This is a genomic window from Candidatus Methylomirabilota bacterium (assembly GCA_035260325.1).
Lineage (GTDB): Bacteria > Methylomirabilota > Methylomirabilia > Rokubacteriales > CSP1-6 > AR19.
Genome location: DATFVL010000013.1, coordinates 1 through 18763, shown reverse-complemented (window position 1 = coordinate 18763; position 18763 = coordinate 1). Strand labels below are relative to the sequence as shown.

General features: G+C 71.0%; 22 protein-coding genes. 1 reads left to right on the top strand and 21 read right to left on the bottom strand.

Translation table 11 applies throughout. The features are described from left to right. The 19 genes from VKG64_00715 to VKG64_00625 form a co-directional block, all read right to left on the bottom strand. Positions 1–711: ABC transporter permease subunit (locus VKG64_00715; protein HKB23544.1), on the bottom strand; the 711-nt coding region annotated here is incomplete at its 3' end. Further along, positions 708–1490, bottom strand: coding sequence for an ABC transporter ATP-binding protein (locus tag VKG64_00710; protein ID HKB23543.1), 783 nt, complete (start codon positions 1488–1490; stop codon positions 708–710). The genes VKG64_00710 and VKG64_00715, both read right to left, overlap by 4 nt. After that, on the bottom strand, positions 1487–2632 hold the full coding sequence (locus VKG64_00705) for an acyl-CoA dehydrogenase family protein (protein HKB23542.1): 1146 nt from the start codon (positions 2630–2632) through the stop codon (positions 1487–1489). Before VKG64_00705 ends, VKG64_00710 begins: the two co-directional genes overlap by 4 nt. A gap of 4 nt (positions 2633–2636) precedes the next feature. Beyond that, positions 2637–2798, bottom strand: coding sequence for a hypothetical protein (locus tag VKG64_00700; GenBank protein ID HKB23541.1), 162 nt, complete (start codon positions 2796–2798; stop codon positions 2637–2639). 4 nt (positions 2799–2802) lie between these two features. Beyond that, positions 2803–3210, bottom strand: a complete 408-nt coding sequence (locus tag VKG64_00695) for a cobalamin B12-binding domain-containing protein (protein ID HKB23540.1) — start codon at positions 3208–3210, stop codon at positions 2803–2805. Further along, positions 3207–3629 carry an HIT family protein gene (locus tag VKG64_00690; GenBank protein HKB23539.1) on the bottom strand — a complete coding sequence of 141 codons (423 nt, stop codon included), beginning with the start codon at positions 3627–3629 and terminating at the stop codon, positions 3207–3209. Before VKG64_00690 ends, VKG64_00695 begins: the two co-directional genes overlap by 4 nt. Beyond that, positions 3626–4702 (bottom strand): branched-chain amino acid aminotransferase, encoded by a 1077-nt coding sequence (locus VKG64_00685; GenBank protein HKB23538.1) that lies wholly within the window; start codon positions 4700–4702, stop codon positions 3626–3628. The genes VKG64_00690 and VKG64_00685 overlap by 4 nt, the downstream gene beginning before the upstream one ends. A 15-nt stretch (positions 4703–4717) precedes the next feature. Continuing rightward, complete coding sequence (locus VKG64_00680) at positions 4718–6361, bottom strand: methylmalonyl-CoA mutase family protein (protein HKB23537.1); 1644 nt, start codon at positions 6359–6361, stop codon at positions 4718–4720. 16 nt (positions 6362–6377) lie between these two features. After that, positions 6378–7520, bottom strand: coding sequence for an acyl-CoA dehydrogenase family protein (locus VKG64_00675; protein HKB23536.1), 1143 nt, complete (start codon positions 7518–7520; stop codon positions 6378–6380). Then, positions 7517–8497: an electron transfer flavoprotein subunit alpha/FixB family protein gene (locus VKG64_00670; GenBank protein ID HKB23535.1), complete on the bottom strand. Its 981-nt coding sequence runs from the start codon at positions 8495–8497 to the stop codon at positions 7517–7519. The genes VKG64_00675 and VKG64_00670 overlap by 4 nt, the downstream gene beginning before the upstream one ends. Before the next feature lie 11 nt (positions 8498–8508). Then, a complete protein-coding gene (locus tag VKG64_00665; GenBank protein ID HKB23534.1) occupies positions 8509–9288 on the bottom strand; it encodes an electron transfer flavoprotein subunit beta/FixA family protein in 780 nt (259 codons plus the stop codon). Positions 9289–9307: 19 nt separating this feature from the next. Next, on the bottom strand, positions 9308–10108 hold the full coding sequence (locus VKG64_00660) for a GntR family transcriptional regulator (protein ID HKB23533.1): 801 nt from the start codon (positions 10106–10108) through the stop codon (positions 9308–9310). A 185-nt stretch (positions 10109–10293) separates the two neighbouring features. Then, positions 10294–11358 carry an anthranilate phosphoribosyltransferase gene (gene trpD / locus VKG64_00655; GenBank protein HKB23532.1) on the bottom strand — a complete coding sequence of 355 codons (1065 nt, stop codon included), beginning with the start codon at positions 11356–11358 and terminating at the stop codon, positions 10294–10296. 19 nt (positions 11359–11377) lie between these two features. Continuing rightward, the gene (locus tag VKG64_00650) at positions 11378–11869 is read right to left on the bottom strand and encodes a GNAT family N-acetyltransferase (GenBank protein HKB23531.1); all 492 of its coding nucleotides are present in this window, start codon (positions 11867–11869) and stop codon (positions 11378–11380) included. 17 nt (positions 11870–11886) lie between these two features. Then, the gene (locus VKG64_00645) at positions 11887–12600 is read right to left on the bottom strand and encodes an ABC transporter ATP-binding protein (protein ID HKB23530.1); all 714 of its coding nucleotides are present in this window, start codon (positions 12598–12600) and stop codon (positions 11887–11889) included. Continuing rightward, positions 12600–13325 carry an ABC transporter ATP-binding protein gene (locus tag VKG64_00640; protein ID HKB23529.1) on the bottom strand — a complete coding sequence of 242 codons (726 nt, stop codon included), beginning with the start codon at positions 13323–13325 and terminating at the stop codon, positions 12600–12602. Before VKG64_00640 ends, VKG64_00645 begins: the two co-directional genes overlap by 1 nt. After that, complete coding sequence (locus tag VKG64_00635) at positions 13322–14269, bottom strand: branched-chain amino acid ABC transporter permease (GenBank protein HKB23528.1); 948 nt, start codon at positions 14267–14269, stop codon at positions 13322–13324. Before VKG64_00635 ends, VKG64_00640 begins: the two co-directional genes overlap by 4 nt. Further along, a complete protein-coding gene (locus VKG64_00630; protein ID HKB23527.1) occupies positions 14266–15108 on the bottom strand; it encodes a branched-chain amino acid ABC transporter permease in 843 nt (280 codons plus the stop codon). Before VKG64_00630 ends, VKG64_00635 begins: the two co-directional genes overlap by 4 nt. Before the next feature lie 32 nt (positions 15109–15140). Next, positions 15141–16409, bottom strand: a complete 1269-nt coding sequence (locus VKG64_00625; protein HKB23526.1) for an ABC transporter substrate-binding protein — start codon at positions 16407–16409, stop codon at positions 15141–15143. A gap of 58 nt (positions 16410–16467) precedes the next feature. Between VKG64_00625 and VKG64_00620 the strand changes: the two genes are divergently transcribed. Continuing rightward, positions 16468–17202, top strand: a complete 735-nt coding sequence (locus VKG64_00620; GenBank protein ID HKB23525.1) for a thioredoxin family protein — start codon at positions 16468–16470, stop codon at positions 17200–17202. Between the two features lie 160 nt (positions 17203–17362). On the opposite strand, the gene VKG64_00615 is transcribed toward VKG64_00620, so the two are convergent. Further along, positions 17363–18337: an ABC transporter substrate-binding protein gene (locus tag VKG64_00615; protein ID HKB23524.1), complete on the bottom strand. Its 975-nt coding sequence runs from the start codon at positions 18335–18337 to the stop codon at positions 17363–17365. A 251-nt stretch (positions 18338–18588) separates the two neighbouring features. Then, positions 18589–18763: acyl-CoA dehydrogenase family protein (locus VKG64_00610; protein HKB23523.1), on the bottom strand; the 175-nt coding region annotated here is incomplete at its 5' end.

Genomic DNA, 18763 nt, shown 5'->3' with positions numbered 1-18763 from the left:
CCCCGCCACGACGTCCGTGCCGACGATCAGCACGAGCGTCACCACCACGAGGGCCACGTAGTCGGCCGTCCGGAGGAGGCCGTACGCGTGGTTGATGAGCGCGCCCATCCCGCGCTTGCTGCCGAGGACCTCGCCGACGATGACGCCGATCACCGACAGCGCGAGCCCCGTGCGCAGGCCGCCCACCAGCGTGAACAGCGTCGCCGGCAGCACGACCCGGGTGAAGACCGTGACCCGGCCGGCGCCGTAGCTCTTGGCGACCGTGACGAGGTGGGGATTCACCTGCCGGATGCCCGCCAGAACGGCGAGAGTCACCGGGAAGAAGCCGAGGAGGAAGCCGAACGCAATCTTCGACGCCGCGTCGAGGCCGAAGAAGAGCATGAGCGAGGGATACCAGACGACCGCCGGCACCGCGTAGAGCGCGGCGAGCATGGGCCCGTAGGCGCGCCCGAGGAGCCGGTTCATCCCGAGGGCGCCGCCGACCGCGAGCCCGGCCGCGACCGCGAGCGCGTAGGCTGTCGCGATCTCGCGCAGCGTGAGGAGGAGGCTCGCCCCGAGGTCGGGATACGAGCGGAGCCGCGCCAGCTCCCAGAGGGCCGGGAGCACCGCCGAGGGCGGGACGGCCAGCAGCGGGTTGGCCGCGCGGCCCGCGACCTCCCAGCCCGCGAGCGCGACGGCGACGAGGCCGAGCCGCGCGAGGGCGACCTTCACGCGAGCCCGCCCATCGCGCGCAGCGACTCCTCGCGGATCTCGTGCCAGAGCTTCGCGCGCAGCGCGACCAGCTCCGGCGACTCCATCGGCCGCGGGTAGTCCGTCCCGAGCTCGAGCACCGTCTTGATCCGGCCCGGGCGCGCCGTCATCACCGCGATCCGCGTCGAGAGGAAGAGCGCCTCCTGCAGGCTGTGCGTGACGAAGATCACCGTCTTCCGCGTCCGCCGCCAGATCTCGAGCAGCCACTCGCCCATTAGGAGCCGCGTCTGCTCGTCGAGGGCGCCGAAGGGCTCGTCCATCAGGAGGATCTTCGTGTCGATCGCGAGCGCGCGGCCGATCGCCACGCGCTGCCGCATGCCGCCCGAGAGCTCGCGCGGGTACTTGCCCGCGAAGCCCGCGAGGCCGAGCGGGCCGAGGAGGTCCTGCGCGAGCGCGCGGCGCCGGGCGGCGGACACGCCCTGGAGCTCGAGGCCGAACTCGACGTTCTCGAGCGCCGTGCGCCACGGGAAGAGACCCGGGTCCTGGAAGACGGTCGCGACGCGCCGCGGGTCGGGCCCGGCGACCGCCCGCCCCTCGACGAGGACGCGGCCGGCGTCCGGCGCCGTGAGCCCGCCGAGCATGCCGAGCAGCGTGGACTTGCCGCAGCCGGACGGGCCGATGAGGGTGCAGAACTCGCCCTCGCCGACGGCGAGCGAGACGTCGCGGAGGGCCTCGACGGGCCCCGAGCTCGTCGCGTAGCGCTTGCTGACGCCCTCGAGCGCGATCAGCGCCGGGCTCACGAGAGCCGGAGGATCTCCCGCGCGATCACCAGGCGCTGGATCTCGGACGTCCCCTCGCCGATCTCCGTCAGCTTCGCGTCGCGGAAGAGGCGCTCGACCGGGAACTCGGTGACGTAGCCGGCGCCGCCGTGGAGCTGCACGGCCTTGGTCGCGGCCTTCATCGCGGTCTCCGAGGCGAAGAGCTTCGCCATCGCCGCCGCGTGCATCGCCGGACGCCCCCGGTCCTTGAGCCACGCCGCGCGGAGCGTCAGGAGGCGCGCGACCTCGGTCTCGGTCAGGAGGTCCGCGAGCATCCCCTGCAGCCCGTTGAACTCGGCGAGCGTCCGCCCGAAGGCGCTCCGCTGCTTCATGTACTTCACGGATTGATCGACGGCGGCCTGCGCGATGCCGACCGCCATCGCCGCCATCGCGATCCGCCCGCCCTCGAGGACCTGCATCGCCTGGGCGAAGCCCTCGCCGCGCTCGCCGAGCAGATTCGCCGCGGGCACCCGCGCGTCCGCGAGGATCAGCTCGGCGGTGTCGGAGGCGTGGAGGCCGAGCTTGCGGTAAGGCTTGCCGGCGCTGAAGCCCGGCATCCCCTTCTCGAGGACGAACGCCGAGATGCCCTTCGATCGCTTCTCCGGATCCGTCCGCGCCATGACGACGGCGACGCCGCCGACCGACGCGTTGGTGATGAACGCCTTGCTGCCGTTGAGCACCCACTCGCCGGCGCGCTCCTCCGCGCGCGTGGCGAGCGCGGCGGCGTCCGAGCCGGAGCCGGGCTCCGTGAGCCCCCAGGCGCCGAGCACCTCGCCCGACGCCAGGCGCGGCAGGTATGTTTTCCGCTGCGCCGGCGAACCGAAGAGGTGGATGTGGCCGGTGCAGAGCGAGTTGTGGGCCCACATCGTGATGCCCACCGAAGCGTCGCCGCGGGAGAGCTCCTCGACGATCAGCGCATAGGAGACGTGGTCGAGCCCCGCCCCGCCGCAGTCCTCCGGCACGAGTGCGCCGAGGAACCCCAGCGGCCCGAGCTTCTTCACGATCTCCCACGGAAACTCGTGCCGCTCGTCGTAGGGGGCGATCCGGTCACCGAGCTCGCCCTCGGCGAACTCGCGCGCGGCCGCGCGCACCCGCCGCTGGTCGTCGGTCAGCTCGAAGTCCACGGCCCTAGCTCCGGCGCCGCGGGCGGGCTCCGGCCTGCTCGAGGTGCTTGAACATCTCGATCTGGCGCAGGCGCTTCTCGGCCTCGGCCCGCGTCGCATAGGTGCCGAAGCGGCGCCCCGTCTTCTCCGACAGCACGACGTACGTCCGGCCGATCTTCTTGATCATCGTCTCAGACGGCGGCCCGGACGTGCTCGCGGACGAAGCTGACGATGTCCTGGGTGGAGGCGCCGGGGGTGAACAGCTCCTTGACGCCGAGCCGCTTGAGCGCCGCGATGTCCTCGGGCGGGATGATGCCGCCGCCGAAGACGACGACATCCTCGGCGCCCTTCTCGCGGAGGAGCTCGAGAACCCGCGTGAAGAGATGGGTGTGGGCGCCGGAGAGCACGCTGAGGCCGATCGCGTCGGCGTCCTCCTGGATCGCCGCCGCGACGATCTGCTCGGGCGTCTGGTGGAGCCCCGTGTAGATCACCTCGAACCCCGCGTCGCGCAGCGCACGCGCGACGATCTTCGCGCCGCGGTCGTGGCCGTCGAGGCCGGGTTTGGCGACGACGACGCGCACCGCGCGGCCGGCCGTCATTTGGCGCCCGTCAGCGCCGCGCGGAGCTTCTCGCCCGTCTTCGCGATCTCGGCGCGGTCGCCGGGCTCGAGCCGCCAGTCGAAGCCCCGGCCGTCGCGCGTCCAGCGCGGGATGAGGTGCAGGTGGAAGTGGGCCACGGACTGGAACGCGGCCGGGCCGTTGGCCTGGAGCACGTTGAGCCCCTCCGGCGCGAGCGTCTGCTTGAGGGCCACGGCCACGCGCTTGGCCGTCACGATCGCCGCCTGGAGGTCGGCCGGCTCGGCCTCGAAGATCGTGGCGGCGTGGGCCTTGGTGAGGACCAGGCAGTGCCCCGGGTTGAGCGGGTTGATGTCCATGATGCAGAGGGTCCGCAGATCCTCGTAGATCTTCATCGCCGGGGTCTGTCCCGCGCAGATCTTGCAGAAGACGCACTCGGTCATGGCGTCACCTCGACGGTCCACCCGTGCGTGTCGGGCGCGGTGCCGTACTGGATGCCGACGATCGCGTCGTAGAGCTTCCGCGTCAGCTCGCCGATCCGTCCGCCGTTGATGACGATCCGCTCGCCCTTGTAGGCGAGCTCGCCGACGGGCGAGATGACCGCCGCGGTGCCCGTGCCCCACACCTCCGCGAGCGTGCCGTCGTGGGCGGCCCGCGCGACCTCGTCGATCGAGACCTGGCGCTCGGAGACGCGGAGCCCCCACTCGCGCATGAGCGTGAGCGCCGAGTCGCGCGTCACGCCGGGCAGGATCGTGCCGTGGCCGAGCGACGGCGTGACCACCTCGTCGCCGATCTTCAGCATGATGTTCATCGTGCCGACCTCGTCGAGGTACTTCCGCTCGCGCCCGTCGAGCCAGAGCACCTGGGTGAACCCCTGGCGCTTCGCCTCCTCGGCGGCGTAGAGGCTCGACGCGTAGTTGACGCCGGTCTTCACCCCACCGACCCCGCCCTCGACGGCGCGGACGTAGTGGTCCACGACCAGGATCTTCACGGGGTTGAGGCCCTCGGGATAGTACGCGCCGACGGGCGACAGGATGACGTAATAGATGTAGGACTTCGCCGGCCGCACGCCCAGGAAGGGCTCGCTCGCGATGATCGTGGGGCGGATGTAGAGCGACGTCCCGACCGTGGACGGCACCCACTCCTTCTCGATCCGCACCAGCTCCACGAGCGCCTTCAGGGCGAGCTCCGGATCCACCGGCGGAATGCACAGACGCCGGGCGGAGTTGTTCAGCCGCTCGATGTGCTTCTGCGGCCGGAACAGCCGGACCTGCCCGTCTTTGCCGCGGAAGGCCTTGAGGCCGTCGAACACCGCCTGCGCGTAATGGAGGACGGCGCACGCCGGGTCCAGGCTGAACGGCCCGTACGGCTCGATCCGCGGGTCGTACCAGCCTTTCTCCTCCTGGAAGTCCGCCACGAACATGTGGTCGGTGAAGACCGTGCCGAAGGTCAGGTCGCTGTCCTTCGGCTTCCGCTTCTTCGTCGCGGCCCGGGTGACCCTGATCGGCTCGCTCATGACTGGTTCCTCACTCTAGAAAATGATCGGTTCGCGGTACAGGCCGAAGACCTCGCGGTACACGTCCGAGATCTCGCCGAGGCTCGCGTCGTCGCGCACGGCGTCGATGAGCACGGGCATCACGTTCTGGCCGTTCCGGCACGCGTCGGCGAGCTGCGCGAGCCGCCGCCCCACCTTCGTCATGTCCCGCGACGCCTTGAACCGGCCCACCCTCGCGATCTGCTCGAGCTCGACCGCCTCGTCGATCTTCAGGTAGTGGATCGGGCGCTCCTCCGGCATCGCGTACTTGTTGACGCCGACCACGACCTTCTCGCCCCGGTCGTCCATCAGCTGGTAGCGGTACGCGGCGTCGGCGATCTCCCTCTGCGGGTAGCCCGCGTCGATCGCGCGGATCATGCCGCCCATCGCGTCGATCTTCCGGATGTACGCGAGCGCCGCCTCCTCCATCCGGTCGGTCAGCGACTCGAGAAAATACGCGCCGCCGAGCGGGTCGATGGTGAGGGCGACGCCGGTTTCCTCGGCGATGATCTGTTGAGTACGAAGGGCGACAGTAACCGCCTCTTCGGTAGGCAGCGCCCACGTTTCATCATAGGAGTTGGTGTGGAGCGACTGAGCGCCGCCGAGCACCGCGGCCAACGCCTGAATCGCGACACGCGCGATGTTGTTGAGCGGCTGTTGCGCGGTCGCCGACACGCCCGCGGTTTGCGTGTGGGTGCGCAGGCGCATGGACTCGGGCCGCTTGGCGCGGTAGCGCTCCTTCATGAAGCGCGCCCACATCCGCCGCGCGGCGCGGAGCTTCGCGATCTCCTCGAAGAAGTCGTTGTGGACGTCGAAGAAGAAGCTGAGCCGCGGCGCGAACGCGTCCACGTCGAGCCCCCGCGCCAGGGCCGCCTCGACGTAGGCGAGCCCGTCCGCCAGCGTGAACGCGAGCTCCTGCACCGCGGTCGAGCCGGCCTCGCGGATGTGGTAGCCAGAGATCGAGACCGGGTTGAACCGCGGCACGTGCTTGGACGTGAACTCGATCATGTCGGTCACGATCCGGACGGCCGGCTCGGGCGGGCAGATCCATTCCTTCTGCGCGATGAACTCCTTGAGCATGTCGTTCTGCATCGTGCCGCCGACCCGGTCCCACGCGACGCCCTGCCGGTCGGCGAGCGCCAGGTACATCGCGAGCGCGACCGACGCGGTGCAGTTGATCGTCATGGACGTCGTCACCTCGCCCAGCGGGATGTCGGCGAAGAGGCGCGCGAAGTCATCGAGCGTGGAGATCGAGACGCCCTCCTTGCCCACTTCGCCGCGCGCGCGCGGGTGGTCGGCGTCGTAGCCCATCAGCGCGGGCATGTCGAAGGCGGTCGAGAGGCCGGTCTGGCCCTGCGCGAGGAGGTACTTGAAGCGCGCGTTCGTGTCCTCCGGGCTGCCGAAGCCGGCGAACATCCGCATGGTCCAGAGCCGGCCGCGGTACATCGTCGGGTAAACGCCGCGGGTGTACGGGTACTCGCCCGGGCGGCCCAGCCGCTCCTCGTAGGACTTGCCCTCGAGGTCCGCCGGCGTGTAGAGCGGTGCCAGCGGGATGCCCGAGAGCGACTCGAACCTCACCGGCCGCTCGGACCCCTTCGCCGGCTCGTGCGGCGCCGCCTCCGGCCCACGCTCGTCGCTCATGCCCGCCTCCCCGCGCTCACGCGCCGAGCGCCTCGCGCGCGATCACGAGCTTCTGGATCTGCGAGGTGCCCTCGTAGATCTGCGTGATCTTCGCGTCGCGGAAGTAGCGCTCGACCTCGTAGTCCTTGATGAACCCGTAGCCGCCGTGCACCTGGACCGCGTCGGTCGTCACCTTCATGGCGGTCTCGGCCGCGAAGAGCTTGGCCATCGCCGCCGCGCCCGTGACCGGCCGGCCCGCGTCCTTGAGCGCGGCCGCCCGGAGCGTCAGGAGCCGCGCGCCATCGATCGCCGTCGCCATGTCGGCGAGCATCCACTGGACCATCTGGTGCTGGCCGATCGCCACGCCGAACGCCTTCCTCTCGCGCGCGTACGCGAGCGCCCGCTCGTACGCGCCCGCCGCGATCCCCACCGCCTGAGCCGCGATCCCGATCCGCCCGCCGTCGAGCGCGGCCATCGCGATCCTGAACCCCTGCCCCTCCGCGCCGAGCCGGTTCGCGGCGGGCACGCGGCAGTCGTCGAACACGAGCTCGGCCGTGTCCGAGGCGCGGATGCCGAGCTTGTCCTCGGTCTTGGACACGGCGAAGCCGGGCGTGCCCTTCTCGACCACGAACGCCGAGATCCCGTGGTGGCGCTGCGCGCGGTCCGTCTGGCAGAAGACGAGGGCGAAGGAGGCCTCCCGCCCGTTCGTGATGAAGAGCTTCCGCCCGTTCAGGACGTACGCGTCGCCGTCGCGGACGGCGACCGTGTGCTGGTTCGTGGCGTCGGAGCCCGCCTGGGGCTCCGTGAGGGCGAAGCAGCCGTGCGCCCGGCCGGAGGCGACGGGCGTGAGGAAGCGCTCGCGCTGGGCGTCGGTGCCGTACGTGTGGACCGGGTCGCCGTAGAGCGAGTTGTTCACCGACATGATGACGGCGTGGCTCGCGCAGGCCTTCGCGATCTCCTCGAGCGCCAGGACGTAGGCGACAGTGTCGGCGCCGCTGCCCCCCCATTGCTCCGGAATCGCGATGCCCATGAGCCCCAGCTCACCCATCCGCTTGACGGTCTCGTGGGGGAACCGGGCCTCCCGGTCGATCTCGGCGGCGATGGGGCGGATCGCGGACTCGGCGAACTCCCGCGCCATCGCCTGGATCATCTGCTGCTCGTCGCTCGGCTCGAGGTTCATTTCTCCAGCAGCTTCTTGAACTCTTTGGTGAGCTCCGGGACGACCTCGAAGAGGTCGGCCACGATGCCGTAGTCGGCGATCTTGAAGATCGGCGCCTCCGGGTCCTTGTTCACGGCGACGATGACCTTCGACGTCCGCATCCCCGCGAGGTGCTGGATCGCGCCCGAGACCCCGAAGCCCAGGTAGAGCTTCGGCGAGATCGTCCGGCCCGTCTGGCCGATCTGGAAGCGGTGGGGCCGCCAGCCCGCGTCCACGGCCGCGCGCGAGGCGCCCACCGCCGCGCCGATGACGCGCCCCAGGTCCTCGAGGATCACGTAGTTCTCCGGCCCCTTCATGCCGCGCCCGCCGGAGATCACGATCTCGGCCTCGGCGAGCTCGGGCAGCCCCGTCGCGGCCTCCTCGCGTCGCTCGACGAACTTCATGAGGGCCGGCGGCGGCGACGTCGCCGGCCGCTCGACCGCGGCCGTCCGGCCCGGCTTGGCCTCGGCCGGGCGGAAGACATTCGGGCGCAGCGTCGCGACCCACGGGCCCTTCGCCCACGTCACCTTCGCGAGGAGCTTGCCCGCGTACACGGGCCGCGTCGCGACCAGCTTGTCGCCCTCGAGCGCCAGCGCCACGCAGTCGGCCGCGAGCCCGACGCCGAGCTTCGCGGCGAGGCGCGGGATCATCTCGCGCTGGCGGCTCGTCACGGCACCGAGGATGGCCTTCGGCGACTCCTTCGTGGCCAGCGCGGCGAGCGCGCCGGCCCACACCTCGCTGCGGTAGGGCGCGAGCCCCGCGTTCTCCAGGAGCCACACCTTGCCGACCCCCCACTCGCCGAGCTGCGTGAGGCCCGCGTCGGTCGCCTTGTCGGTAAGCCAGACGGCCTCGGTCTGGCCGCCCGAGAGGCGCGAGACCTCGCCGATCACCTCGGCCATCACTTTCTTCGGCATCCCCTGCCGGTCGTCCTCGACGATGCACCACCATGCGTTCGGCATTGTCCCGTCCCCTAGATGGCTTTGGCGTCTTCGCGCAGCGCGCGCACGAGCTCTCGGACCGCTGTCGGCACGTCGCCCTGGATGATGCGCCCGGGGGGACGGGGCGGGAGCGCCTGGAGGGAGACCACCGAGAGCTGCGGCGGCTCGGCGCCGAGCCCGAGGTCCGCGGCCTTCACGTCCCTGATCTCCTTCTTCTTCGCGCCCATGATGCCCTTCAGCGTCGGATAGCGCGGCTCGTTGAGCCCCTTCTGCGCCGCGAGGATCGCCGGGAGCGGGAGGTCGAAGATCTCGAGGCCGCCCTCGACCTGGCGCGCGACGCGGACCGTCTTGCCGTCGGCGTCCACGGCCTCCTCCATGATCCAGGAGGCGCACGCCCAGCCCAGCAGCTCGGCGAGCTGCGCCGTCACCGCGCCCATGTCGTCGTCGATCGCCTGCCGTCCGCAGAGCACGAGGCCGGGCTGCTCCTGCTTGACCACCGCGGCGAGCGCCCGGGCGGTCGCGAGCGTGTCGGCGTCGTTCCACGCGGCGTCGTTCAGGTGGATCGCGCGATCGCACCCCATCGCGAGGCACGAGCGCAGCGCCTCCTTCACGCGCTCGGGGCCGAGCGACACGGCCACCACCTCGCCCTGGCCGCGCTTCTCCTTGATGCGCAGGGCCTCCTCGACGGCGAACTCGTCGTAGGGCGAGACGATCCACGTGATGCCCGCGGTGTCGATCGCGCGTGGGTCGGCGCCGATCTTCACCTGCGTCGCCGTGTCGGGCACCTGCTTGACGGCCACCAGGATCTTCATGACGTCTCCTTCGAAGATGTCACCGCTCGCCTCGGACGGGCGTGCCTGCGGCAGCGCCGGCGTCCTGCCGCTCGCACTGCTCGTAATGGAGCTCCCGGGTGATCCGGAAGCGATCGCCGGGGATGAACACGCGATCGAAGACGATGGGCGCGCCGCCCGCGTCGTAGGACACGCGCTCGGACTCGAACGCGGGCGCCCCGGGGCGGCAGCCGAGCTCGCGCGCCTCGCGACGGCCGAGGCGCACCGCCGACACCGTCTCGCGCGCGCGCTCGATCGCGACGCCCAGCTTGAACTCGAGCACCTGGTGGAGCGGCGTGCGCGCCAGGTCGGCGCGGACGACCTCCTCGCCGATCGGCGCCGGGAGGAACGAGCGCTGGAGGCTCATCGGGTGGCCGTCCACCAGGCGGAGCCGCTCGAGCGCGAGCACGCGCGCGCGCGGCCCCAGCCCGAGCGCGTCGGCGACACGGTGGTCGGGCACGAGGAACTTCGTCCCGACCAGGCGCGTCGTCACGTGCTCGCCCTTGGCCTGGAGGTCGCCCGCGAACCGGCGGAGCTGCAGGATGTCGTAGTCGATGGAGGGCGCGGCGACGAACGTCCCGAGGCCGTGACGGCGCGAGATCAGGTGCTCGCGCTCGAGCAGCTCGAGCGCCTGCCGCAGCGTCATCAGCGTCACGCCGAAGCTCTGCGCGAGCCGTCGCTGGTTGTCGAGCCGGGCGCCGGGCCGGAGCGCGCCCTCACGGATCCGCGCGCGGAGCGCCTCGGCGATCCGGTGGTAGCGCGGGACCCGCCCGTTGGCCCTGCCGTTCCCGTTCGTCCTCACCCCGACCCCCTCGGTGTTCTAGAACACCAGCGAGCCGCACGCATCGCGGAAGCGCCGGCACCGGAAACGGAGGCGAGAGAGCAGCACCCGCGGGGACTTGGGGTGCGCCGCGACGGCCTATTCTAGGGCCGCGAGACGGCAGAGCGCAAGGCCGCCCGCCCACGCGGACCCGTGCGTGACGTGCGTTAGGAGGCGCCCTCCCGCGCGAGCTCCTGGGAGAAGGCGACGAGGCGCTCGAGCCGGCCGCGCGCGGCCCCCGTGTCGATCGAGCGCGCCGCCAGCTCGACGCCTTCCTTCAGGTCGCGCGCCCGGCCCCCCGCGACGAGCGCGGCCGAGGCGTTCATCAGGACGATGTCGCGCTTGGGCCCGGGCTCGCCGGCGAGGATCCCGCGGATGATCTCGGCGTTCTGCTCCCGATCGCCGCCCTTCAGATCGCCGATCGCGGCGCGCGGCATCCCGAAGTCCTCGGGCCGCACGCTGAACGTGCCGACGACGCCCTCGCGCACCTCTGAGACGCGGCTCTCGCCCGTGTTGGAGATCTCGTCGAGGCCGTCCGCGCCGTGGACGACGAAGGCCCGGTGCGTGCCGAGCTCCGCGAGGACGCGCGCGAGCGGCTCGGTGAGGGCCGCCGCGTAGACGCCGATCACCTGGGCGTTGGCGCCCGCCGGATTCGTGAGCGGGCCGAGCATGTTGAACACGGTGCGCACGCCCATCTCGCGCCGCGCGGCCATCACGTGCTTCATCGCCGTGTGCAGGAGCGGGGCGTAGAGGAAGCCGATACCGACCTCGTCGACGCAGCGGCTGACCTTCGGCGGCGGGAGCTCGAGGTTGATCCCGAGCGTCTCGACCACGTCGGCCGAGCCGCAGAGCGAGGAGACCGAGCGGTTGCCGTGCTTGGCGACGCGGAGCCCGGCGCCGGCGACGACGAACGCCGTCGCGGTCGAGACGTTGAAGGTGCCGGCCGCGTCCCCGCCCGTGCCGCAGGTGTCGATGAGCATGTCGCGGTCGGTGCCGGTGAGCCCCGCGACCTCGTCGGCGCGTGTTCGGACGCGGACGGCCTTCGCGCGCATCACCTGGGCGAAACCGATCAGCTCCTCCACGGTCTCGCCCTTCATGCGGAGCGCCGTCAGGAACGCGGCGATCTGCGCGTTCGTCGCCGCGCCGGACATGATCGCCTCCATCGCCGCCGCGGCCTCGATGCGCGAGAGGTCGCGGCGCTCGATCAGCGTCCGGACCGCCTCGGTGATGATCGGGCTCGTCATGGGACCGTTAGTATAACGCCAGGGCCATCTGGACCGTGGCGAGCGCCTCGTTCGCGGGCAGCACGTCGCGCGCCCCCGTCTCGACGAAGCCCGCGCGACGGTAGAGTCTCACCGCCGCCGAGTTGCCCTCGGTCACCCACAGCTCGAGCCGGTCGAGGCCGCGTGTGCGCGCCCAGCCGAGGACGGCGTCGAGCAGCGCCAGGCCCGCGCCCCGGCCGCGCGCCTCGGGAGCGACCCACATGCCGCCCACGCGGCCGACCGTCGGCTGCGCGCGGTCGAGGAGGCCAAAGACGAGGCCGACGGCGCGCGGCCCGTCCTCGGCGACGAACATGACCTGGCCGCCGGGCGCCGTCATCGAGCGCGTGAGCTCCTCCCAGTAGGACGCGGGCTGCGCCGCGGCGTGGGCGAGCGTCCGGGCGAAGGCATCCGGAGCGTCGGCCAGCGCGCTGAGGCGGAGCGTTTTGAACAGCGCGACCTCGTCGTCCCTCAGCGCCCTCACCTCCACCGGTGGATCCCCTATCGCCCGAAGTACGCGCGCTTGATCCCTTCGTCGGCGAGCAGGCGCGCGCTCGGGCCCTCGAGGGCGATCGTCCCGTTCTCGAGCACGTAGGCGCGGTGCGAGAGGCGGAGCGCGCGCGGCACGTGCTGCTCGACCAATAGAATAGTCACGCCGTCCCGGTTGATCCGCACGAGGTCCTCGAAGATCGAGGCCACGACGACCGGCGCCAGGCCCAGCGAGGGCTCGTCGAGCATGAGCAGGCGCGGCCGGGCCATGAGCGCCCGCCCGATCGCGGCCATCTGCTGCTCGCCGCCCGAGAGCGTCCCGGCGAGCTGCCGCCGGCGCTCGGCGAGGCGCGGGAAGAGCGTCACGACGCGCTCGAGCGTCTCGGCGCGCAGGCGCCGGCTCTCCGCGGTACGCGCGCCGAGCGTCAGATTCTCCTCGACCGTCATGCTCGGGAAGAGCTGGCGGCCCTCGGGCACGTGGGCCACGCCGCCGGCGACGATCCGCGCGGGCGTCACCTCCTGGAGCCGGCGACCGTCGAGCTCCACCGCGCCGCGGCGGAGCGGGACGAGCCCCGAGATCGCGCGGAGCGTGGTGGTCTTGCCCGCGCCGTTCGAACCGATGAGCGCCACGATCTCACCCGCGCGGACCTCGAGCGAGACGCCGCGCACGGCCGTCATGTCGCCGTAGCCCGCCTCGATCCCCTCGAGCCGCAGCAGCGCGGCCATCACGCCGGCTCGTCGCCGAGATAGGCCTCGATCACCCGCGGGTCGTTCGCGACCTCCTCCGGCCGGCCCTCTGCGATCCGCTCGCCGTAGTTGAGGACCACGATCCGTGAGGCCAGCGACATCACCGCGCGCATGACGTGCTCGATCAGGAGGATCGCCATCCCGCGCGCGTTGATCGCGCGGACCTCGGCGACGAGGCGCTCCGTCTCCGCGTCGTTGAGCCCCGACATCACCTCGTCGAGCAGGAGCAGCACGGGCTCCGTCGCGAGCGCCTTCGCGAGCTCGAGCCGCTTGCGCTCGGCGAGCGTGAGGCCGCCCGCGGGGCGCTCGGCCTTCGCCGCGAGCCCCAGCTCGTCGAGGACCGCGCGGGCGCGCGCCTCGGCCTCGCGGGGCTCGGCGTGGCGCCCGAGCGCGCCGATCATCACGTTGCGCAGGACCGAGAGCCGGGGGAACGGGCGCGTGATCTGGAACGTCCGCGCCATGCCGAGCGCGCAGACGCGGTGGGGCGCCAGGCCGGTGATCGAGCGGCCGCGGAAGCGGATCGCCCCCGCGTCGGCGGTGAGGAACCCCGAGATGAGGGCGAACGCGGTCGTCTTGCCCGCGCCGTTCGGGCCGATCAGGGCGACGATCTCGCGCTCGGCCACTCGGAGCGAGAGGTCGCGCACAGCCTGGAGCCCACCGAAACGCTTCGACAGCCCGGTCACCTCGAGCAGCGCGCCGGTCATGCGCGCGTGCCCGCGATGAGCCGCCGCAGGTAGGGATACGCGCCCTGCGGCAGGAAGAGCACGACCCCGATCAGCAGCAGGCCGTACGCCACGAGGTGGAGCCCGTGGAGGCCGCTCTGGCCGAAGTAGAGGCGCGACAGCTCGGCGAGGGGCGTCAGGATGAACGAGCCGAGGAGCGGGCCGAGGAGCGTCCCGGCGCCGCCGACGATGGGCCGCAGGATGATCTCGACGGAGAGCGGGATGCCGAACATCGTCCCGGGCTGGAGCGAGAAGAGGTAGAACGCGTAGAAGGTCCCTCCGATCCCGGTGAGGAACGAGGAGAGGATCATGGCGAGGAGCTTGTACTTGAGCGTGTCGACGCCGAGCGCCTCGCACGCGCCCTCGTCCTCGCGGATCGCCGTCAGGTAGATCCCGAAGCGCCGCCGCTCGAGGAGCGCGACGATCCCGGTCGCCGCGAGCATCAGCCCGAGCGCGATGTAGTAGTAGACGCGGTTGTCCTGGAACTGGAACTGGCGCGGATCGCCGGTGAACGTGATGTAGAGGCCGAGCGCGCCGCCGAGGGCGTCGATGTTCGAGACGGCGATGCGGCAGATCTCCGCGAAGGCCACCGTGAGGAGCACGAAGTAGAACCCGCGCAGGCCGAAGCGGAAGCCGAGGTAGCCGATCACGGCGCCCAGGAGGGCCGCGAGCGCGCCGCCGGCGAACATGCCGAGCCACGGCGTCAGCCCCTTCTCGATCGAGAGCATCGCCGCGGTGTAGCCGCCGACCCCGACGAAGGCCGCGTGGCCCACGGAGAGCTGGCCCGCGTAGCCGCCGACCACGTTCCAGGCCTGGCCGAGGAAGGCGTAGAAGAAGATGAGGATGAAGATCGTCACGCCGTAGGAGTTCAGCACGGCCGGCAGCGCGAGCAGCGCCAGGACCGCGAGGGCGCCGAGCCACTTCACGATGCGCGCCGGCCGAAGAGGCCCGCCGGCCGGAACAGGAGGATCAGGATCAGGAGCGAGAAGCTCGCCAGCTCCTTGAGCGAGGGCGTGAGGAAGACCGCGCCGAGCGATTCGGCCACCGAGACCAGCAGGCCGCCGACGAACGCGCCGAGGAGGCTCCCCATCCCGCCGATGATCACGATGTTGAAGGACGTGACCGAGAGCGAGAGCCCCGTGGGCGGCTGGAACGGCACGATCGGCGCGACGAGCGCCCCGGCCGCCCCTACGCACGCGGCGCCCACGCCGAAGGCGACCGCGTAGACGCGGCGCACGTCGGTGCCGATCACGCGCGCGCCGTAGGGGTTGTCGGCCGCCGCCCGCATCGTCCGGCCGAGGTCGGTGCGGAACAGGAAGACGTACAGCGCCCACGACAGCACGATCGCCACCCCGAAGGTCACGAGCCGGGCCACGTCGAGGAATACCGGGCCGAGCCAGATCGTGGCCGTCGAGAGCGCGGAGCGCACGCGCGTCGGCTCCGGCCCGAAGACGACGAGCGCCACGTTCTCGAGCACGAGGGCGACGCCGAGCATGAGGAGGATCTGCATCTCGTGGGGCGCGTCGAGGATGCGGTCCACGAGCGCGCGCTGGACGGCGAAGCCGAGGACGAAGAGCGCCGCCGCGCAGGCGGCGAACGCCAGGTACGGGTCCACGCCCGCGCGCGTCGCGAGCACGAACGCGAGGTACATCCCCCACACCATCATGTCGCCGTGGGCGAAGTTCACCACGCGCATGACGCCGAAGATGAGCGTGAGGCCGACGGCCATCAGGCTGTAGACGCCGCCGAACAGCAGACCGCTCACCAGCCCCTGCAAGACCAGCGTCGGGTCGATCGCTACGCCTTCGGCCGCGGGAAGACGAACTTCTGGAGAGCGGCCTCCTTCGGCCAGACGGCGACCGGGCGCTGGCCCAGGATCTGGATCATGGTGGGGATCGCGTTCTGGTTATCGCCGACCTCGTTGAAGCGGATGGGACCGCCGTACTGCATGAGACCGGCCGCGTAGTCGGTGGTCTTCAGGGCCTCGACGATCGCGTCGGGGTCGTCGAGCCGGGCCGCCCGCTCGAGCACGTCGGCGATGACGAAGACGGCGTCGTACGAATAGCCGGAGTTCGTGTCGAACGTCTTGCCGCCCGAGCGCTTCCTGTACTCGTCGGCGACCGCCGGGGTCTTCGGGTTCTTGAAGTTCACCCACGGCACGCTCGTCAGCACGTACTCGAGGTCCTCCTTCAGCGCGGCGAGCTGGCCCGCCTCGTAGAGCCCGGGGCTCCCCGGGCCGACGATGCCCAGCATCTCGACGCGCTGCTTGCGGATCTCGGGCAGCAGGAGCTGAGCGGACGCGGGGCGCGTGATCGGCGCGATGACGTCGGGCTTGAGCGCCTTCGCGCGCGAGACCTCGGTCGAGAGGTCCGACGGCGGCTCCGGCCACGGGATCGACTCGACGATCTCCCACGACGGGTTCGCCGCCTTGTGGGCGGCCTGGAAGCCGCGCGCCTGGTTCTGGCCGAAGAGGTCGTTGCAGTACATCAGCACGACGCGCTTGGGCGAGACGCCCGCCGCCGCGAAGATCTCGGTGAAGTACTGCACCGCCCTGCGCCCGAAGCCCGAGCCCGTCGGGAAGTTGCGATAGACGTACTGGACCTTCTGCTGGCCCTCGCGCACCGACTTCGCGACGTTCGCCGTGATCGGATCGGCGGCGGCGATGTCCACCAGGAACGGCACGCGCTTCTGCTGGGCGACCGATACCATCGCGTTCGTCGAGCCGGAATCGAACGAGCCCATCAGCATCCGGGCGCCCTGGTTCACGACGCGCTCGGCCTCGACGCGCCCGTTCTCGGGCTTGCTCTGCGTGTCGCCGACGAGCAGCTCGAGCTTCACCCCGCCCTTGCTCTTGATCCCGCCGGCCGCGTTCACCGCGTCCACGGCCATCTGCGCGCCGACGCGGCATGCCTGGCCGGGCTCGGCGAGCGGGCCGGTGACCGGGTGGATCGCGCCGATCTTGAACGTCGGCGCCTGCGCGCGGAGCGGCCGCGGGACGCCGAGGACGGCCGTGCCCGCGGCGGTGGTCCAGAGGAAGGTGCGACGATTCAGCCGGGTGCTCGCCATGAAACGGCCTCCTTGCCGGTGGGCGCGATTATATATGATGGGCCCCGAGGAGGAGAGCATGGCCACGAGCGTCGTCACTCCCGAGCGGTTCGCCAGGGGCATGACCTTCGACCAGTACGTGACGTACACCGGCAGCCCGGAAAACCTCGCCCGCGAGGCCTTCGGCAGCTACTTCCCCGACGGCGGGTCGATGGGCGCCCCGCGCCGGGACAACAGCGCCGTGTTTCGCGAGCGCTACACCCGGGCGCGCCTGAGCGAGGAGCAGACGGCCGCGATCAGGTGGCTCGCCGCGGAGCCCAATGGGCCCGCGAAGATCCTCGTGATCTCGGAGGACTGGTCGTCGGACTGCCGCCGCGACGTGCCCGTGCTCGCGCGGCTCGCCGAGGCGGGCGGGCTCGAGCTGCGGATCTTCAACCGCGACGGCAAGAAGATCCTCGGGACGCGGCGCCCCGACCCCGCCGCCGCCCCCGACGCCAACCACGACATCATGCTCGAGTTCATGAACGCGAAGAACGGCGGCGAGTGGGCGTCGCTGCCGGTGGCGGTGTTCTACACGAAGGACTTCCGCGAGCTCTGCCGCTACATCGAGTATCCGGCCATGTATCACAAGGACCGCGTCCGCTCACACATGCAGGCGGCGCGACCCGGCGAGACCGAAGCGCAGCGGAAGGAGCGCGACACGCGGGAGTTCCTGGCCATGCAGCGCTCGCCCTTCTTCGACGTCTGGGCGTCTGCGGCGGTCGCCGAGATCCTCAGCGCGCTCCACGAGAAGCTGCTGCTCGGCGACGCGTGAGCGACGCCGACCCGGTTTCGATGGCATCGCTCAGATGGTCACTGGTTCAGCTGGGGGCGAGGCTCGGGCGGAAGACAACCGTCGGTGCGCATAACGCCCGCGGTCCGTTCCAGCGCGCGGTTCGCCGCCCTTCGCAGATGCGAGTCGATCAGGCTCGGACTCACTCGATGAGCCGGTCCACTCGGAGCAGGATCGATGGCGGAATCGTTACGCCGAGCGCCTTCGCCGTTCGGAGATTGATCGCCAGCTCGAACGTTGTCGGTTGCTCCACGGGCAGATCCGCCGGCTTGGCCCCTTTGAGGATCTTGTCCACGTACACCGCGGCGCGCCGATGGATGTCTACGTAGTTCGGTCCGAAGGAGACCAGGCCGCCGGCCTCGACCAGCTCCTGGTACACATACATTCCCGGCAACCGGTACTGGAGAGCCAGAGCCATCATCCGCGCGCGATGGTGAAGGATGAGCCGGTCCGCCAACACGACGACGGCATCCGCGCGCTCTTTGGCAATCGCGCCGAATGCGTCGGCCAGCTCCTCCGACGTCCGCGCGGGCACGAGGTGAATTTTCAATCGCAACGCTTCGGCCGCGACGCGCACCCGGTCGAGGACGGCCGGATGGGACGCATTCGCTGGATTCCAGACCACGCCGATGGCGACGGCGTTCGGCAGGAGTTCGCGCAGGAGCTCTAGCCGTTTCCCGTCGAGGTCGAGGGCGATCGAGCTGACGCCGGTGATGTTGCCACCCGGCCGCGCGAGGCTCGCGACGATGCCGTCGCCGACGGGATCCGCCACGGCGACCATGACGAGGGGAATGGCGGTCGTGGCCTTCTTGACGGCGAGAGTGGCAGGCGTGCCGGCCGTGACGAGCACGTCCACTCGCGAGGCCACGAGCTCGTTGATGAGCGCGGGAAAGCGATCGTACCTCCCGTCAGCCCAGCGATATTCGATCGCGACGTTTCGGCCTTCCTCGTACCCGAGGTCACGCAGGCCGCTGCGAAATCCTGCGACGAGATGGGCCTCGAGTGCCGGCGTGGAGTTGCCCAGGAAGCCGATCCGATAGACCTTGGCCGCCTGTTGCGCCTCGGCGACGATCGGAGCGACCAGAAAGGCGAAAGTCAGCGCGAAAACGACAAGCATCGCCAACCTCCCAGCGCACGAAGACGAGCTACCTCTCATCATCCAGTCATTCCGTACCACCGCAGTGCGGCGAACTAGAATTGGACAGAACTCGATAACACCGATGATCCGGCGCGCCTGGACCGCATGTCGCCGATTGACCAGCGGCCCGTTGCGTCGCAAACACCTTGGGCCGTGCTGTTAGCCGGAATCCCCTACACCTCGGCACCGCGTTATCTAGACTGGGATATCCCGTCATTCCGCGTCTCGGGTCAGAACCCGAGCAGCTCGCGCGCGATGACGACGCGCTGGATCTGGTTGGTGCCCTCGTAGATCTGCATGATCTTCGCGTCGCGGAAGAAGCGCTCGACGGGGAACTCGCGCGTGTAGCCGTAGCCGCCGAAGACCTGGACGGCGTCGGTCGCGACCTTCATCGCCGCGTCGCCC

Bases quoted from the DNA above. Each gene is read 5' to 3' on its own strand.
- VKG64_00625 (HKB23526.1), bottom strand. From the start codon at position 16,409: ATGGCGAGCACCCGGCTGAATCGTCGCACCTTCCTCTGGACCACCGCC.
- VKG64_00690 (HKB23539.1), bottom strand. From the start codon at position 3,629: ATGACCGAGTGCGTCTTCTGCAAGATCTGCGCGGGACAGACCCCGGCG.
- VKG64_00685 (HKB23538.1), bottom strand. From the start codon at position 4,702: ATGAGCGAGCCGATCAGGGTCACCCGGGCCGCGACGAAGAAGCGGAAG.
- VKG64_00615 (HKB23524.1), bottom strand. From the start codon at position 18,337: ATGCTTGTCGTTTTCGCGCTGACTTTCGCCTTTCTGGTCGCTCCGATC.
- VKG64_00675 (HKB23536.1), bottom strand. From the start codon at position 7,520: ATGAACCTCGAGCCGAGCGACGAGCAGCAGATGATCCAGGCGATGGCG.
- VKG64_00640 (HKB23529.1), bottom strand. From the start codon at position 13,325: ATGACCGGCGCGCTGCTCGAGGTGACCGGGCTGTCGAAGCGTTTCGGT.
- VKG64_00645 (HKB23530.1), bottom strand. From the start codon at position 12,600: ATGGCCGCGCTGCTGCGGCTCGAGGGGATCGAGGCGGGCTACGGCGAC.
- VKG64_00620 (HKB23525.1), top strand. From the start codon at position 16,468: ATGGCCACGAGCGTCGTCACTCCCGAGCGGTTCGCCAGGGGCATGACC.
- VKG64_00670 (HKB23535.1), bottom strand. From the start codon at position 8,497: ATGCCGAACGCATGGTGGTGCATCGTCGAGGACGACCGGCAGGGGATG.
- VKG64_00665 (HKB23534.1), bottom strand. From the start codon at position 9,288: ATGAAGATCCTGGTGGCCGTCAAGCAGGTGCCCGACACGGCGACGCAG.
- VKG64_00700 (HKB23541.1), bottom strand. From the start codon at position 2,798: ATGATCAAGAAGATCGGCCGGACGTACGTCGTGCTGTCGGAGAAGACG.
- VKG64_00680 (HKB23537.1), bottom strand. From the start codon at position 6,361: ATGAGCGACGAGCGTGGGCCGGAGGCGGCGCCGCACGAGCCGGCGAAG.
- VKG64_00695 (HKB23540.1), bottom strand. From the start codon at position 3,210: ATGACGGCCGGCCGCGCGGTGCGCGTCGTCGTCGCCAAACCCGGCCTC.